The organism is Parabacteroides sp. B2-S-102 (genome assembly GCF_023656665.1).
GTDB lineage: Bacteria > Bacteroidota > Bacteroidia > Bacteroidales > Tannerellaceae > Parabacteroides > Parabacteroides distasonis.
The window spans coordinates 99225-115411 of record NZ_JAMOKM010000016.1 but is presented as its reverse complement, the minus strand read 5'-3'; the positions used below and the strand labels follow the sequence as shown (position 1 = coordinate 115411).

9 protein-coding genes are annotated in these 16187 nt (G+C 44.1%); 8 read left to right on the top strand and 1 reads right to left on the bottom strand.

Features of this window, described 5'->3' with window-relative positions:
* Positions 1 to 241 precede the first annotated feature (241 nt).
* The 6 genes from NBH07_RS17540 to NBH07_RS17515 all read left to right on the top strand — a co-directional run bounded on the left by NBH07_RS17540 (position 242) and on the right by NBH07_RS17515 (position 12260).
* Positions 242 to 3649, top strand: a complete 3408-nt coding sequence (locus NBH07_RS17540) for a SusC/RagA family TonB-linked outer membrane protein (protein ID WP_005859291.1) — start codon at positions 242 to 244, stop codon at positions 3647 to 3649.
* A 31-nt stretch (positions 3650 to 3680) separates the two neighbouring features.
* The gene (locus NBH07_RS17535) at positions 3681 to 5540 is read left to right on the top strand and encodes a RagB/SusD family nutrient uptake outer membrane protein (RefSeq protein ID WP_005859293.1); all 1860 of its coding nucleotides are present in this window, start codon (positions 3681 to 3683) and stop codon (positions 5538 to 5540) included.
* Between the two features lie 229 nt (positions 5541 to 5769).
* Positions 5770 to 7515 carry a DUF6057 family protein gene (locus tag NBH07_RS17530; protein ID WP_005859295.1) on the top strand — a complete coding sequence of 582 codons (1746 nt, stop codon included), beginning with the start codon at positions 5770 to 5772 and terminating at the stop codon, positions 7513 to 7515.
* 9 nt (positions 7516 to 7524) lie between these two features.
* Positions 7525 to 8991: a TolB family protein gene (locus NBH07_RS17525; protein ID WP_009016931.1), complete on the top strand. Its 1467-nt coding sequence runs from the start codon at positions 7525 to 7527 to the stop codon at positions 8989 to 8991.
* A gap of 10 nt (positions 8992 to 9001) precedes the next feature.
* Positions 9002 to 10774: a DUF6057 family protein gene (locus NBH07_RS17520; RefSeq protein WP_009016930.1), complete on the top strand. Its 1773-nt coding sequence runs from the start codon at positions 9002 to 9004 to the stop codon at positions 10772 to 10774.
* A 7-nt stretch (positions 10775 to 10781) separates the two neighbouring features.
* A complete protein-coding gene (locus NBH07_RS17515; protein ID WP_009276218.1) occupies positions 10782 to 12260 on the top strand; it encodes a TolB family protein in 1479 nt (492 codons plus the stop codon).
* A 354-nt stretch (positions 12261 to 12614) separates the two neighbouring features.
* Here NBH07_RS17515 and purT read toward each other — a convergent pair whose 3' ends face one another.
* Positions 12615 to 13796, bottom strand: coding sequence for a formate-dependent phosphoribosylglycinamide formyltransferase (gene purT, locus NBH07_RS17510; RefSeq protein WP_009016928.1), 1182 nt, complete (start codon positions 13794 to 13796; stop codon positions 12615 to 12617).
* Between the two features lie 435 nt (positions 13797 to 14231).
* Here purT and NBH07_RS17505 point away from each other — a divergent pair, with 435 nt between their 5' ends.
* Both NBH07_RS17505 and NBH07_RS17500 read left to right on the top strand, forming a co-directional pair.
* Positions 14232 to 14915, top strand: a complete 684-nt coding sequence (locus NBH07_RS17505) for an ABC transporter ATP-binding protein (RefSeq protein WP_039848575.1) — start codon at positions 14232 to 14234, stop codon at positions 14913 to 14915.
* Positions 14908 to 16185, top strand: coding sequence for an ABC transporter permease (locus NBH07_RS17500; protein ID WP_005859307.1), 1278 nt, complete (start codon positions 14908 to 14910; stop codon positions 16183 to 16185). The genes NBH07_RS17505 and NBH07_RS17500 overlap by 8 nt, the downstream gene beginning before the upstream one ends.
* The last annotated feature ends 2 nt before the right edge of the window (positions 16186 to 16187 follow it).

The window sequence follows — 16187 nt, the reverse complement described above, 5'->3', positions numbered from 1 at the left end:
AAACGATCGTTTCAACTAGTCGTTTTTTTTAATATCATGAAAAAAACAAGAAGTGATTTTCATAATTAAAACCATGATAATGAAGAAGCTACACAAAAGAAGTTGAAAAGAAGAGAGTGATGTTTACTTATTTTAAGATGTAAACAGATGTAATATACCTTAGAGGTATGAGAGAGTAGTGAATTCATTTTGTTAAAAGTTTGTGTTTTTTATTTTATTATACCTTAAATTCTAAATTTGTATGAGAAATGTTGTATCATGGAAGCCATTAGTCTTAGGAGCTTCTTTTCTTCTGTACGGAGCCGGAACGGCCTTTGCAACAGAAACAGATCATCTGTATCCTACACCTAGTACGGGATTTATGAGTGTCCAGCAAGATGGACGACAGATTAACTGCCACATCGTGGATAAATCTGGTCCTATCGTTGGAGCCAACGTAGTCGTAAAAGGAACTACTATCGGAAATATTTCTGATATGGATGGACGAGCCATTATAGAGAATGTGCCCGCAAACGCCATCTTAGTAGTCTCTTATATCGGATACGTAACTCAAGAGGTTACTTTGAAGAGTAATCAGACAAACATCAAGATCACGCTGGTCGAGGATTCACAAGCTTTGGATGAAGTCGTCGTTACTGGTTATAGTACACAAGCGAAGAAGGATATTACCGGATCTGTGGCTGTTGTCGCTACGGATGAGTTAAAAGAGACTCCTGTTTCCAATTTCGCTGAGGCTTTGCAAGGAAAAGCTGCTGGTGTATTTGTACAAGCAGGTGGTGGTCCATTAGGGGAGACAACGATTCGTATACGTGGTGTGGGTTCCGTAAACGGCTCAGACCCGTTGATCATTGTCGATGGTGTACAAGGAGTAGATATCGATGCGGTAAATGCGAATGATATTGAATCCATGCAGATCTTGAAAGACGCTGCTGCTTCCGCTATTTATGGAGCGAAAGGTGCAAATGGTGTTATCGTTATCACGACTAAACAAGGAAAAAAGAACGACCGTGTACAAGTATCTTATAACGGTTACTTCGGTGTAGCCAAGATGGCCAATGACGGTTATGGTCTGTTGAACGCTTGGGAAGCTATGGAATTCCAAGAAGAAGGGCAACGTAATTTATTCAACTACCGCGGTGGCCAAACAGTAAACCACGCCCAGTTCGGTTCAATAGGTAAAGACGGTACAGGTCATTTAACAATGCCTTATGCTATCAAACCTGCTGGTTATAGTAAAGAACAGATCATCTCTCAATACGGCAGTATCGCAGCTTGGGAAGCTTCTTACAAAGACAATGGTGAGAACACTTGGTCTCGTTCCGCTTACTACCAAATGCTTGAGGACGGCTACTCTGAGGAAGAAGCTCGTGCCGGCACGAATTGGTACGACGAAGTAGTTCAAACCGGTAAGGTGCAAGATCACCAGATTTCTATCACCGGAGGTGGTGAAAAAGCGACTTATTCAGTAGGCTTAGGCTACATGAATCGTGAAGGTACGATCAAGGAGTCATGGTTCCGTCGTTATTCCTTGCGTGCGAATACAAACTTCTTCGTGAACAAGTGGTTCAATATCGGTCAGAATACCAACATCGCCGTAATCGAGAACTCAGGAGAACGCGGTCGTCAAGGTGATGATAATACCTTCGGTAAGACCTTCTCCATCCAACCTTGGGTACCTATCTACACAGTTGGCGGTGATTATTCCGGTTCACAAAATGCCGAAGGAGGACGTGCTGAGAGCGCACCAATGTCCGTTGATTATGGCAAGGACAATCGTCGTCGTTTCTTACGTGCCCAATCAGCTATCTACGCAGAGATTATGCCTTTAGAAAGCCTTGGAGAGAATTTGAAGATCCGTACTCAGTTCAGCGCACGTTTAGGTGGCGCATGGGACTTCTGGATGAACAAACGTACGATCATGACCAATAAAGAAGGACGTAACAACAACGAGTTCTACGAGCAAGCAAACTATTGGTTAGATTATCAATGGACAAACACCGCTACTTATAGCAAAACAATCAACGACGATCATACGATCAATGCTGTGATTGGTACAGAGGCACTTCGTGAGGGTTTAGGACGTTGGATCCAGGCAGGTCGTATCAACTATCCATTCGAAGATGATCCCAACACTTGGGTAATCAACAACGGTGCTAGCTCTGACTTAAGAAATAGCGGAAACCAGAACGCTGTATCCACCATGTTCGGTATGTTCGCTCGTGCGGACTATGCTTACCAAGGTAAATATTTGGCTACAGTTACGGTACGTCGCGACGCATCCTCTCGTTTTTCTGAAAAGAATCGCTGGGGTACATTCCCTTCTATCTCTTTAGGTTGGCGTATGTCGGACGAGAAATTCATGGAGAAATCACGTACTTGGTTAGACGATTTGAAGATTCGTGCCGGTTACGGTACAACCGGTAACTCCAATATCGATTCATATAACTGGGCATTCCAATATGGTACTGGTAACCGTTATCTCTATAGCATCAATGGTTCTGACACAGAGGTATATCAAGGATTTGGCGTAACCAATCTTGGTGATATCGAGGCAAAATGGGAAACATCTAAGATGTTTAATGCAGGTTTCGATATTACAGCTTTTAATCAACGATTAACCGCCAACTTCGACTACTACATCAAGAAAACTTCTGATATGTTGATCGATGCCAACTGGTCTGCTTTGGCCGGTGCCGCTGACAAGCCGAAAGTAAACATCGGTGATATGACGAACAAAGGTGTTGATTTGAATATTACTTGGAATGATAAAATCGGTGAGGTAGGTTACTCTGTAGGCGTAAACTTGTCGCATTACAAGAATAGACTGGATGAGATTGGTACTGATGCCGGAATCTTTACCGGAACTCGTATTTCCAACATGAACGTATTGATGAAGGGACATGCAATCGGTGAATTCCACGGTTATCAGCTAGATGGTATCTATAAGAGTGAAGAAGAAGTCCGTAACTATAAGAATGATGCCGGTGGAACAGTATTGCCATATGGTACATCTGATGCTTCTACGTTAAACGCTGCCAATTATGTAGGTCAGTTCAAAGTAAAAGATGTGAACAACGATGGTAAGATCGACGCTAGTGACCGTACATTCATTGGAAACCCACATCCGGATTTAACAGGAGGTATCAACTTAGGTGTTAACTGGAAAGGATTCGACTTAAGTACTTATATGTACTTCTCCGTAGGCAATGATCTATTCGCCATGTATAAATATTATACACATTATGGTTCCTTACAGTCCGCTTATTCTAAAGATCGTCGCGACAATTCATGGCATCCTGTAACCAACCCTGATGGTATCTATCCTATGTGGGCAACCGCTAATGGTGAGAGTACAATCGCCGCAAATGAGTCTAATTCCGGCTATATAGAAGATGGTTCATTCTTACGCATGCAAACGTTGACTTTAGGTTATACACTTCCAAAGAGTATTTTAGATAAAATCAAGTTTGAGAAGATCCGCATCTATGGTCAAATAGCAAACGTATTCACATTGACTGGTTACTCCGGACTAGACCCACAGGTTCGTACAGATACAGACGGTCGTTCCAATGACCGTACGATGGGTACCGATTTCGGTTCTTATGGTATGCCACGCCAATTTATCATGGGTGTAAATGTGACATTCTAACAAATATTTGCTAACTAAAAATTGAAACAAGATGAAAAATCTATTTATATATGCGGCAGTCATTGCCGCCACGATGGGAAGCATGACTGCTTGCTCCGATTTCTTGGATGTGAAGCCAGTCACAAATAAACAGGAACCGGATTTTGTATCGCAAGAAGGTATTACTCAGTTGCTAACTGGTATGTACGCTAGATTAAACTCTACAGATGCGAATGATGGATACTTCCGTTCGACATTGACCAACTATGTATATGGTGACGTAATGGGAGGTGACGCAAACAAAGGTTCAACTTTCCAAGACCAACCAGACTTTACCAGCTTGGAAACTTATACATTTACAACTGACAACGCTTATTTTGAAACAAAATGGGCACATAGTTACCATGGGGTATTCACCGCAAACAACGTAATCAAGGTAGCGGATTTAGCAAAAGAAGAGCTTTCGGCTATAGCAGGCCAAAGTAAAGACTTCTATACGGAAACAATCGCCCAAGCCCGCTTCATACGCGGTTTCTTCCATTTCGAGGTCGTAAAATTATTTGGAGCGGCTGTTCCTTATGTAGATGACATAGCCATGAAAGAGAACGTGAACCCACAAGTCTCTAATGTGGATGAGAATGGGAATTATATCTATATCTGGGATAAGATAGTAGAAGACTTGCAGTTTGCCTATGACAATCTGCCCGACACTTGGACCGAGGCAGGACGCGTAAACAAATGGGCAGCTGGCGCTATGTTGGCTAAAGTAAAGATGTACCAATCCTCTCCATATAACGGAAAAAATGGAACGTCTAATCATTGGACTGAAGTTAAAACGATTTTGGAAGATGTAATCGCAAACGGAAAAGATAACAAAGGCACTAAGTTCCGCTTGGCAGATACATACGAGGAACTCTATACAGCAGGGGAAAGTGACTGGACAGGAGAATCTGTATTCGATGTCCAAGCTGCAGTTTCCGGCACCGTAGAACAAACTGCCAATATCAACGGAGCTTGGCACATCGGCTTCAGCGGAGCGTTAGGAACTGGAGGTTGGGGATTCTATCAACCCTCTTATGATATGGTCAACGCTCATATTGTTGACGCAAACGGATTACCTAAAATGGATGATTCTTATCGTAATGATCCTGCGTTATCAACTTTAGACGAGAACAATTTACCTCACACTGATTTGACCGTCTATACAGACCCTCGTTTGGATGTTTCTACCGGTCGTTTCGAGACTCCATTCTTAGATTGGACAGTGCCAAATGCGTTGGATGGTTGGGTACGTGATGTTTCTAACGGAGGTTTATACCTAAACAAGAAGAATATCCCTAGAAAAGCCGATAAAGGAAGCTTATCTAACACGACGCAAACAAACTCCACTGCTAAAAACTTCCACTTGATCCGTTACGCAGACGTATTGCTTTGGTACGCTGAAACCTTGATCGAGTTAGGACAGCCTCAACAAGCAGGTGAATACATTAATCAAGTACGTGCTCGTGCCGCCAATAGCTATGTAAAGGCAGTAGATCCGGCAACAATGACCGAGGCTAGTTCTACTTATGTTTTGGATGACAAGATTAACGGGAAGCAAAGTACAGATGCTGCCGCAAACTATCGTATAGGTTTATATCCACCTTCTCAATTCGCATCAAAAGACAAAGCGCTGGAGGCACTGCGTTGGGAACGTCGTATCGAGTTAGCGATGGAAGGTCATCGCTGGTATGACTTAGCTCGCTGGGGTATCGCATCCGAGGTATTAAATGATTTCGTGAAATACGAAGCTAAGCATTTAGGTAAATATTCCAATAGTACATACAACGCAAAATGGGCAACAATGCCTATCCCTCATAATGAAATCTTAAAGATGGATGGTCTTTTAGTTCAGAATGAAAACTGGAAATAAACAAGTGGGTTAACAGTCAGAAAGGGCAGCCGGGCATGTGATATGTCCGGCCTGCTTTTTAATCCCCAAAAGTAAGTTAACTTACTTTGCTCACGAAGTTAACATACTTTGCCAACGAAGTTAACTCCATGTGCCAATTAAGTTAACTTCGTTTTGTGTAGATTGGTATTTCCGATAAAAATCGTATCTTTGTTTGACTTTAAATCAAAATGAAACGTGTACTCTAGCCATGAGATATAAACAAATACTCCTCGGTTTGATCCTGTTTGTCCTATTAGGGGGTTTCTTGCAAATAACCGGCAAGTTTCATTTCTTCTATATCGAGCAGCTTCAACTATTCCAGTTTTCCGAAGATTATCTTGCGGATAAAATCAGCAGTCCGGGAGGTTTATCTTTGATTATCGGGGAATTCTTGACACAATTCTTTATTACGCCTTATGCAGGGCCTTTCATTATCGCAGCTATACTTACGTCTATCGGCTTAACAATGAGGGAGATCATCCTGCAAATTAATCCAAATAAAGAGCTCTTCCTGCTTTACTTACTCCCGGTTTTATTCTTATTATTGATTCAATACGACTTCAATTATTTAGTACAAGGCACTATCGCATTCCTATTTTGTTTGATTAGCCTGAACGCATGGATGCGCATAAAAGATCCCTGTTACCGGCTATCCGCCGCATTGGTAATCACCCCACTACTTTTTTGGATAGGAGGACCGATTGCCGGGCTATTCTCATTAAGTGTGGTTCTCAAGGAAGCGATAAGCCGTTCCAAACAGGGGTTCTATTTTTTAGCGGTTTTAATTGAATACCTGTTTATCGGGATCGGAAGTGTCTGGTCAACTACCATCACCAGTTATCGCTTCGCATTCTTACCGGACGCTTTTTACCACCCGATTCTGGCGGCTCCCAATCTCATCTATTTCGCATGGGTCTGTTTACCGCTTAGCTTGATCGGGGCATTCGTATATCCTAAAGGCAAAAACCAATCAAAGAAAAAAACAGGGATAGAGCTTACCGTTCAATTCATCCTAATCCTATTCCTTTGCTGGGTAACGATTCCACGGTATAACGACCAGAAAGCCTATCCTCTAAAAGTCTTGGATTATTATGCCCGTACCGAACAATGGGACGAGATCATCCGGCATTGTCACGGGCCGATCAAAAACTATTTATATTTAACTTACTTAAATAGGGCACTTGCGGAAAAAGGGGAGTTGGCAGACCGGATGTTCGCTTTTGATCAACACGGTCCTCAAGGGTTACTCGCCTCTTGGAACAAGACCTTTACGGTCTCCACCCTGTTAAGCGACGCCTATTTTACGCTAGGGGAAATCGCATTATCGCAGGAGATGGCTTTTGAAGGGTATGTCACCGTAATTGGCGCCGGTAATCCCCGGAACCTGCAACGGCTTGTTCAAACAAACTTGATTTACGGAACGTATCCTATCGCCGAGAAATATATCAGTATCTTAGAAAAAACATATGCCTATCATGATTGGGCCAAACGGCATAGAGGCTTCTTATATAACGACAAAGCGATTGAAGCTGATCCGGTATTAGGGCCTAAACGAAAAGCTCTTCCGAAGGAAAGTAACTTATCCGGTATCAACGGACTGGAACATGATTTACTTATCCGTGCGGAACAAGATCCGGAAAATCAGCTCCCGATCCAATTCACCGGGGCTATCTATCTGCTGTCTAAAGACATGAAAGCTTTCCAAAGGCTGATAGAAAAGTATTATGGAACACCGGTACTCCCCTCTCTCCCCGTGAGTTTCCAAGAGGCTGTTATCCTATTAGCAGAGAAGGATGTGGATTACTGGAAGCGTTTTAACGTATCCGGAAATGTGATCCGCAAATTCGCAGGTTATCGGAATTTAGTCGTGCAGAACCGGAACAACCCACAACTTCCGCAACTTATAAAGAAGTCGTTCGGAGACACTTATTGGTCTTATTATACTCTAAAATGATCAACAACCATGAAAAGAAATATTCTATATATCACCTGTTTATTTCTTATTCTACTAGGAATATCCTGCTCGGATACGATCCCGGTAAGCAAAGAAACCTCGGAGAAACCTGTATTATTTCCCGATTATGCGGATGTGACGATCCCTTATAATATCGCACCCTTAAATTTCAAGATACAAAATCCGCATACGGAAGCTTTCGCCGTACTCAAATTCGGAGAAGAAAAGATACAAGTCAAGGAAAAAGGGGGACAATTCTATCTTCCCGCATCCGATTGGAGAAAATTGCTGAAAAGAGCAACAGGAAAAGCGATACAAGTAAAGCTCTACGCAAAAGACAAAGAATGGCTCGCCTATCCGGAATTCTCACTATTCGTCGCTCCGGAACCCATGGATTCATATCTGGCTTATCGCTTGATCGAACCCGGATACGAGCTTTGGAATCAAATGGGTATTTACCAACGGAATCTGGAAGATTATAAGCAAAGCCCTATCATGGAAAACAAATACAGCGGTCAAAACTGTATGAATTGCCATTCTTTTTGTATGCAAAACCCCGATAAAATGCTGTTCCACATGAGGGATAAGTATTCGGGCACTTATCTGATCGACGGAGACAAGATCGAGAAATTAAATACGAAGACCGATCAGACGATCTCGCCTTTGGTCTATCCCTCTTGGCATCCATCGGGGAAATACGTAGCCTTCTCTGTCAATCAGACCAGCCAAAGCTTTCATGCCAACGACAAAAACCGGGTGGAGGTCTTCGACAGCCAATCCGACGTAGTTGTATACGATACGGAAAAGCATGAGATTATCAGTACGCCTTCCATTCGGACAGCAAAAGCGTTTGAGACTTTCCCGACATTCTCTCCCGATGGCAAGACTCTTTACTTCTGCTCGGCAGAGGCACGTTCCATGCCGCATGAATATTCAGAAGTAAAATATAACCTTTGCTCCATAGCGTTCGATCCCGTAACCCGGAGTTTCGGCTCCCGTATAGATACCTTATACAATGCCGGAAAAGATGGGAAGAGCGCCTCTTTTCCTCGTGTTTCCCCAGACGGGAAATTCTTGTTATATACGCTGTCCGGCTACGGTAACTTCTCGATCTGGCATAAAGACGCAGATCTATATCTACTGGATATAGCGAGCGGAATCTCTCATTCCTTGCAAAACGCCAATAGCACGGATACGGAGAGCTATCACTCATGGAGTAGCAACAGCCGCTGGATCGTCTTCAGCAGTCGAAGGATAGACAGGTTATACACACGTCCTTATTTTGCTTATATAGATGAAGAAGGAAATGCGTCTAAGCCCTTCCTTTTGCCTCAGAAAGACACAGACTACTATCACCGTTTCATGAAATCTTATAATATACCCGAGTTTATTACCGGAAAAGTATCCTCCAATATCCGGGCGCTTAGCACGCTAGCCAAAGAGGATAAAGGAATTGACGTAACTTATCGTAAATAGAATAAATCACATGAGTACTTTATATAAGAAGATATTACCACCGCTTCCATTCATTCTATTGACCGGCGTCTTATGGTTTCATTTGCAGACCATGCAAGAGCCTCTCTTTTTTTATCGGGAACAGCAGCAGATTTTCCTATTCGATTCCACCTATATATTCAGCATACTTAAGCAGATAGGGGGGCTAGCGACTTTTATCTCTCAATTCTTGATACAGTTTTTCAGGATCCCGCTTATCGGATCGCTGGTGACCGCCTTGATCGGTGGAATCTCCGGTTGGTTATTCTGGCTGACCTTACGAAAGATACATCCGGCATTATATCTTATGCCCTTGGCCTTTCTCCCCATCCTATTCCAATATCTTTACCTAATGAAAGATAGCTATCATTATGAAGGACTGATAGCCATGTTGTTTTGGTCATTGGCGCTTAACGTATATAGTTACAGCGCACGAAGATTTAATTGGACGTACCGTACCTTAATTGGTTGCTTGCTGGCGACCGGATTGTTTTACACGATGGGATCTGTAGCTATATTATTCGCCCTTAGCATCTTACTATTTGATGTATTACAAAAATGCGAACGCTGGTACGCAAGCTTCATCCCGTTGCTGCTGCTACTTATCGTAGGCTCCCTATGTGTCCTAGGAGGCAGTAAACCCGATTATGACTATGTATTTTGGATGAAAGATTACGTAGAGTATTTCATTGAGCTGGAACCATTCTACGGCTTCTCTTGGCAAGTAGCGCTACTCGTTATGCTTCTATTCTTCCTATCACGTTACTTAGATCACATAAAAACCTATTTAAAAGCTTTAGTAGCCGTAGCATTACTTGCCTTATCCGGTATGTATTATACGCAAACGGCTCTTCAACAGAGGAATAAAGATTTCTATACGTTGATGCAAATGTTTCATTACATAGATACCGAGCAATGGGACGCCATAATCTCGTCCGCCGATCTAAACTATAATAACTACTTACACCTGAATTGCTTAAACCTTGCCTTATCCCACAAGGGTGTCATGCAGACTGATTTATTCAAATATCCGCAAAGCGGAATACAATCTTTGGTCTCAAAATACCAAGCGCATATAGAGGAAAGTTTCCTGTTCAGCCAGATATACTACCATGTAGGAATCACGTCCTTGGCATACAATTTCGCTTTTGGTACCTCGGTAGGAATTACATACGGCAGTCCCGTCATGACCAAATTATTAATAAAATCCCATTTGATATACGGACAGTATCCCGCAGCCGAGAAGTTTATATCCTTATTGGAAAAGACATGGGCCTATCACGAATGGGCCTCCTCGCAACGAAAGTTCTTATATAATGACCAAGCGGTGGAGAGCGACCCGGAATTAGGTACAAAAAGAAAAAGCCTATCCAGCGACAAAGACCTTTTCGCCAATATAATCGGATTGTTTGATAACCTGATGATTATATTGGAAGAGAATCCCCAGAATAAAGCCGCATTGGATTATACGATCGGTACGTTATTATTATCGAAAGACCTGCCCGCTATAAAAACGTTTGTTGAAAGATTCAGTGGGACGGAAGTACTCCCTATATTACCCGAACCCTTGCAACAAGCCGTGATCTCTTATGCGGAGCATGATCCGGAATATTGCCGCAAGTATGGGGTAACCGATAAAGTCCTGTCCGAGTTCTCGATATTCAAGCAACGTGTATTGGGACTAAGGCATGCCCGACAAAATCTAGCGACTGGAATAGCCGACTATCAACCTACTTTCTGGTACTATTTGATACTCTCTAAATAAAACACATATGGAAAGACAGACTTATACAAATACAAACCGATATCTTTTCCTTTTTCTCATCGCCTTGATGGTTTCATGCTCCAAAAACGACATACAGATCGCCAAGAGCTTAAACAAGGAAATAACCATTTATCCGGATTACAAGGATGTGACCATCCCTGTGAACATCGCCCCGCTCAATTTCTCTATCGCCGATAGCAGTGAGCACTGCCTTATCATTAAAGGGGAAAAGACTCAACTCCAAGTCTATAGTGATGAGGGGCTCTTTGAGATCCCACAAAAGAGATGGAAAGCCTTATTGAAAGAGAATGCCGGAAACCAAATAGAATTGACCATTGCTAAACGCATACAGGGCGAATGGAACGCCTATACGCCTTTTCATATGGACATCGCAAATGATTCCATTGATAAATATATAGCCTATCGGTTATTAGCCTTGAGCAATGATATGTGGAACAGGATGGGTATCTATCAACGAAACTTGGAGAATTATGACCAAAGCGTGATTTATGAGAATAGCCTAACCGACTATAACTGCGTAAACTGCCATACGTTTTCCTCCGGGAACCCGGATAAAATGATTTTCCATATGCGAGGCAAACACGCTGGTTCCGTACTGATTGATGGAAAGAAAATCACCAAGCTAAATACCAAGACTCCCGAGACCGTCTCAAACTTTGTCTACATGTATTGGCATCCGAATGGTAACTATCTGGCGGCCACCGTATGCGATACCTACCAAAACTTCTTCATCAATAATCCCAATACGCTGGAAGTATTGGATCATAATTCCGATATCGTGATCTACGACGTGAAGAAGAACGAGGTATTCTCTTGCGAAGCGTTAAATTCCAAAGACGCATGGCAAATATTCCCTGCGTTCTCTCCCGACGGGAAGAGCCTCTATTTCAGTTCGACCGCCGCCGTAGATTCTATTTCTAAGAATTTCAGACAAATGACCTACAGCCTATGCCGTGTCGACTTTGACCCGGAAACCCGCACCCTAGGCCAGCAAGTAGATACTTTATACAATGGCCGGGCCAATCACAAAAGCGTATCCTTCCCTAGAATCTCACCGGATGGTAAATATCTGGCTTTTACCCTACAGGAATATGGCGGTTTCGGGGTTTGGCATAAAGACGCTGAATTATATATGATCCGCCTATCCGACGGAAAGACGTACCCGCTGAGCGAGGCGAACAGCGCCGAAGGAGAAAGCTACCATTCATGGAGCCACAACAATCGTTGGCTGGTATTTAGCAGTCGCAGGTTGGATGGATTATACACACGCCCGTTCTTTACCTATATCGATGATAAAGGTACGGCCCATAAACCATTCCTCCTGCCGCAAAAAAATCCCGTAAAATATTATAAAGACCTGTTGTGGACTTACAACCTCCCGGAGTTTATACAAGAAAAGGCCCAAGTAGATACGCATGCCGTGATGGAAACCATGAGAAATACAAAAGGAATCCAAGTAAAATAAGAACAATAGCTAGGGTGGGCGAAAGGAGATAAGGATGTCTGTTTGGTTAAATCTACCCACCCTTAGCTATTGATCTGTTTGCTCACTCTTTTATCTTCACCGAGAATAGAAATAGAGCGTTTCAAATCAACGCCCATATTTCCATTTGTTGTATTCATAAAATAAGTACAAACTTTCGGCAATCAGATTTCACTCTTTAGTGAAACAAACATATGTAATCTGCGTTTATAGATTATCAAATGTCTCTTTAAAAACTTGAGACAAAAATAAACTATTTTGATAGAAAAATAGGTCTGTAAATATTCACATTTTATTCACAACACACACCAAAACGTTCATTTATCCTAGGAAGCATCACAATTTAACATTTAACCGCTCCATCATCACTCCGGTCTTCTCCCTTGCCTCCGTCACATCCAAACCACGAGCCAGCAAGACGGCCATACGGCGATGTCCATGAACTTCCGGTTTTCCAAAGAAACGCATCTGCGTATCGGGTTGTTCCAAAACCTTATCCAGATTCCCCAAAGACAACCGGTCACTGTCCCCTTCCACTACAACGGCACGGGAAGCTCCCGCTCCATGAAACACGATATTAGGGATCGGCAAGCCAAGCACCGCACGGGCGTGCAAAGCGAATTGAGACAAATCTTGCGTAATCATCGTCACCATTCCGGTATCGTGCGGACGGGGGGAAACCTCGCTGAATATGACATCGTCTCCTTTAATGAATAATTCCACGCCAAAAATACCACGTCCGCCTAAAGCCTCGGTGATCTTACCGGCGATCTCACGGGCTTTCGCTTTAGCGGCAAGGCTCATGGCTTGCGGTTGCCAAGACTCCCGGTAATCACCGTCCACCTGAACATGTCCTACGGGTTCCAAGAAAGACGTTCCTCCGATATGCCGAACCGTCAGCTGGGTAATCTCATAGTCGAAATCCACGAAACCTTCCACGATCACCTTACCCGCTCCAGCACGTCCTCCTTCTTGGGCGTACTGCCAAGCACGATCGATATCCTTTTCCTCACGAACCACGCTCTGTCCGTGTCCGCTCGAGCTCATGATCGGCTTCACCACGCAAGGCATACCGATTACCTTCACCGCTTCTTTGAATTCCTCCTCGGTCTCGGCGAAACGATACGGCGAGGTAGGCAAGCCCAGTTCCTCGGCCGCCAAGCGGCGGATTCCCTCACGGTTCATCGTCAGCCAAGTGGCACGGGCGGTAGGAATCACATGGTATCCCTCTTCCTCCAGTTCCATCAAGGTACGGGTAGCGATCGCTTCCACCTCCGGCACGATATAATCCGGTTTCTCTTTCTCGATGATCTCCCGCAAGGCATCGCCATCCAGCATGGAGACCACATAGGAACGATGCGCCACCTGCATGGCCGGAGCGTCCGGATACTTATCCAAGGCGATTACCTCCACGCCATAACGCTGCAACTCTATTACAAACTCTTTCCCCAATTCGCCCGAGCCACAAAGCACGACTTTAGTTGCCGTAGCCGATTTGGGCGTACCAATTGTTACCATAAATCTTTCTGCTATTTGAATTTCGCCGCAAAGTTAAGGGTTTATGCCTGTATAGCCTAAAGCTTTTCCCTTTATCTATTAGGGCAAAGATAAGGTTAGCTTCATCGTCCAACGGCTGGTGGACGATCATGCACCAGTTGGTAGATGATCATGCACCAGCCGTTAGAAGATCATGCATCAGTTGGTGCATGATGAATGTATCCTTATGAATTGGGTAAGACAGCCGCTTGTTTAGCCTAAAATATACAGAGGAAAGGAACAAGGATCTACTTATAATCAAGACCTCTTTGTTAATATTACATAATTAGTAGTACCTTGCGATACAAGGTATCTTAGTAAAACATATATTTGTAACCAGATGATAAAAGTGTTCACCAACAGTGTAACTTATTTAGCAAACTGTACGTCTAATATATAAAGTAACTACATAATATGATGATTCAACTGAAAGGAATAAACAAAACGTACTTTAACGGAGCCCCACTGCACGTTTTGAAAGGTATCGACCTAGATATAGAGAAGGGAGAGATGGTATCTATCATGGGAGCGTCCGGTTCCGGGAAGTCAACCCTATTGAATATCTTGGGGATATTGGATACGTACGACACGGGCACCTATCTATTAAACGGACAGTTGATTCAGAATCTAAGCGAAAGCCGTGCCGCCGAGCTGAGGAACCGTATGATCGGCTTCATCTTCCAATCATTTAACTTAATCTCGTTTAAGAACGCAGTGGAGAACGTAGCTCTCCCACTCTATTACCAAGGCATAAGCCGGAAGAAGAGAAACGCCATGGCACTGGAATATCTCGACATGGTGGGATTGAAGGATTGGGCGGATCATATGCCGAACGAGATGTCCGGCGGACAGAAGCAACGTGTGGCCATCGCACGTGCCTTGATCGCCAAGCCGCAGATTATATTGGCCGACGAGCCTACCGGGGCATTGGATAGTACCACGACCGTGGAAGTGATGGAACTCCTCCGTAGCGTAAACCAAGAAGGTATGACCATGGTGATCGTTACCCACGAGCCATCCGTGGCGGAAGCTACCGACCGGATTATCCGGGTAAAAGACGGATTGATTGAATACACCGTAAACGAAGAATCGCATGTTTGATTTTGACAATTTTAGGGAAATATGGAGCACGATAAAGAAAAACAAGCTCCGTACCTTCTTGACCGGTTTCGCCGTATCATGGGGGATCTTTATGCTGATTACCCTGCTGGGAGCGGGAAATGGGTTGAGAAACGGCATCATATTCAACTTCCGGAGGTTTTCCGCCAATACCGTGGAGGTTTGGGGGCGCTATACCACCATGCCTTATAAAGGTAACCCCACGAACCGCAGGATCGAGTTCAAGGAAGCGGATCTCAGCGGCATCAAGATGGCATTCCCGGAAATAGAATACTGCTCGGCTACCATTTCGCAAACAGATACCATCTCGTATGGGGAAGAATACATCGTGGGCGACCTGCGGGGCGTATCCGAGGATTACAATTCCATTATATATATTAATGTAGCGAGCCAGAACGGGCGCTTCATCAATAAGATGGATATGAACGCTACACGCAAGGTAATCATACTAAGCCCCCGTATGGCGGAAGTGCTATTCCGTAACGAGGACCCGCTGGGTAAATACGTGAAATGCGGCAATATGATGTATCAAGTTGTTGGTATCTATGATGATGACGACAAGAGTAACAACGCGCCCGCATATATACCGTTTACCGTAGCGCAACAACTTTATAATAAAGGCTTCGGGTTCGGCTCCATTTACTTTACGGTAAACGGGGTCTCCACCGAAGAAGAGTGCAAGGATTTCGAGAACAGGTTCCGGTCGTATATGGCACGTAAGCACATATTCGACCCGACAGACAAGAATGCCATCGGTATGTGGATGACCGGCAATGAGATCCGTATGTTCAATACGATGACAGACGGTATCTTGCTCTTCATCTGGATCGTAGGTATCGGCACCTTGATGGCTGGTATCGTGGGGGTTAGCAACATCATGTTGATCACCGTACGCGAACGGACCCGGGAGTTCGGCATCCGGAAGGCGATCGGGGCGAAACCGGCCTCGATATTGAAGCTTGTCATCGTAGAGTCCATCATGATCACCGCCATATTCGGTTACATCGGGATGCTGATGGGAATCGGGTTGACGGAGCTAATCGACTATGGCATGACGATGAGCGGGATGAACAACGCTTCATCCGGAGGAAATCCCGGCGAGGATCTTACCTTATTCCGGCACCCGACCGTCAGCCTAGGGATATCGCTGGCCGCTACCGGGGTGCTGGTCGTAGCCGGGGTGCTGGCGGGCTATTTCCCCGCTCGCAAAGCCGTGAATGTATCCGCTATTGAAGCCATGAGAACAGAATAAAC

Excerpts from the sequence above, each read along its gene's own strand:
- NBH07_RS17540 (WP_005859291.1), top strand. The coding sequence starts at position 242 with ATGAGAAATGTTGTATCATGGAAGCCATTAGTCTTAGGAGCTTCTTTT.
- NBH07_RS17535 (WP_005859293.1), top strand. The coding sequence starts at position 3,681 with ATGAAAAATCTATTTATATATGCGGCAGTCATTGCCGCCACGATGGGA.
- NBH07_RS17530 (WP_005859295.1), top strand. The coding sequence starts at position 5,770 with ATGAGATATAAACAAATACTCCTCGGTTTGATCCTGTTTGTCCTATTA.
- NBH07_RS17525 (WP_009016931.1), top strand. The coding sequence starts at position 7,525 with ATGAAAAGAAATATTCTATATATCACCTGTTTATTTCTTATTCTACTA.
- NBH07_RS17520 (WP_009016930.1), top strand. The coding sequence starts at position 9,002 with ATGAGTACTTTATATAAGAAGATATTACCACCGCTTCCATTCATTCTA.
- NBH07_RS17515 (WP_009276218.1), top strand. The coding sequence starts at position 10,782 with ATGGAAAGACAGACTTATACAAATACAAACCGATATCTTTTCCTTTTT.
- purT (WP_009016928.1), bottom strand. The coding sequence starts at position 13,796 with ATGGTAACAATTGGTACGCCCAAATCGGCTACGGCAACTAAAGTCGTG.
- NBH07_RS17505 (WP_039848575.1), top strand. The coding sequence starts at position 14,232 with ATGATTCAACTGAAAGGAATAAACAAAACGTACTTTAACGGAGCCCCA.
- NBH07_RS17500 (WP_005859307.1), top strand. The coding sequence starts at position 14,908 with ATGTTTGATTTTGACAATTTTAGGGAAATATGGAGCACGATAAAGAAA.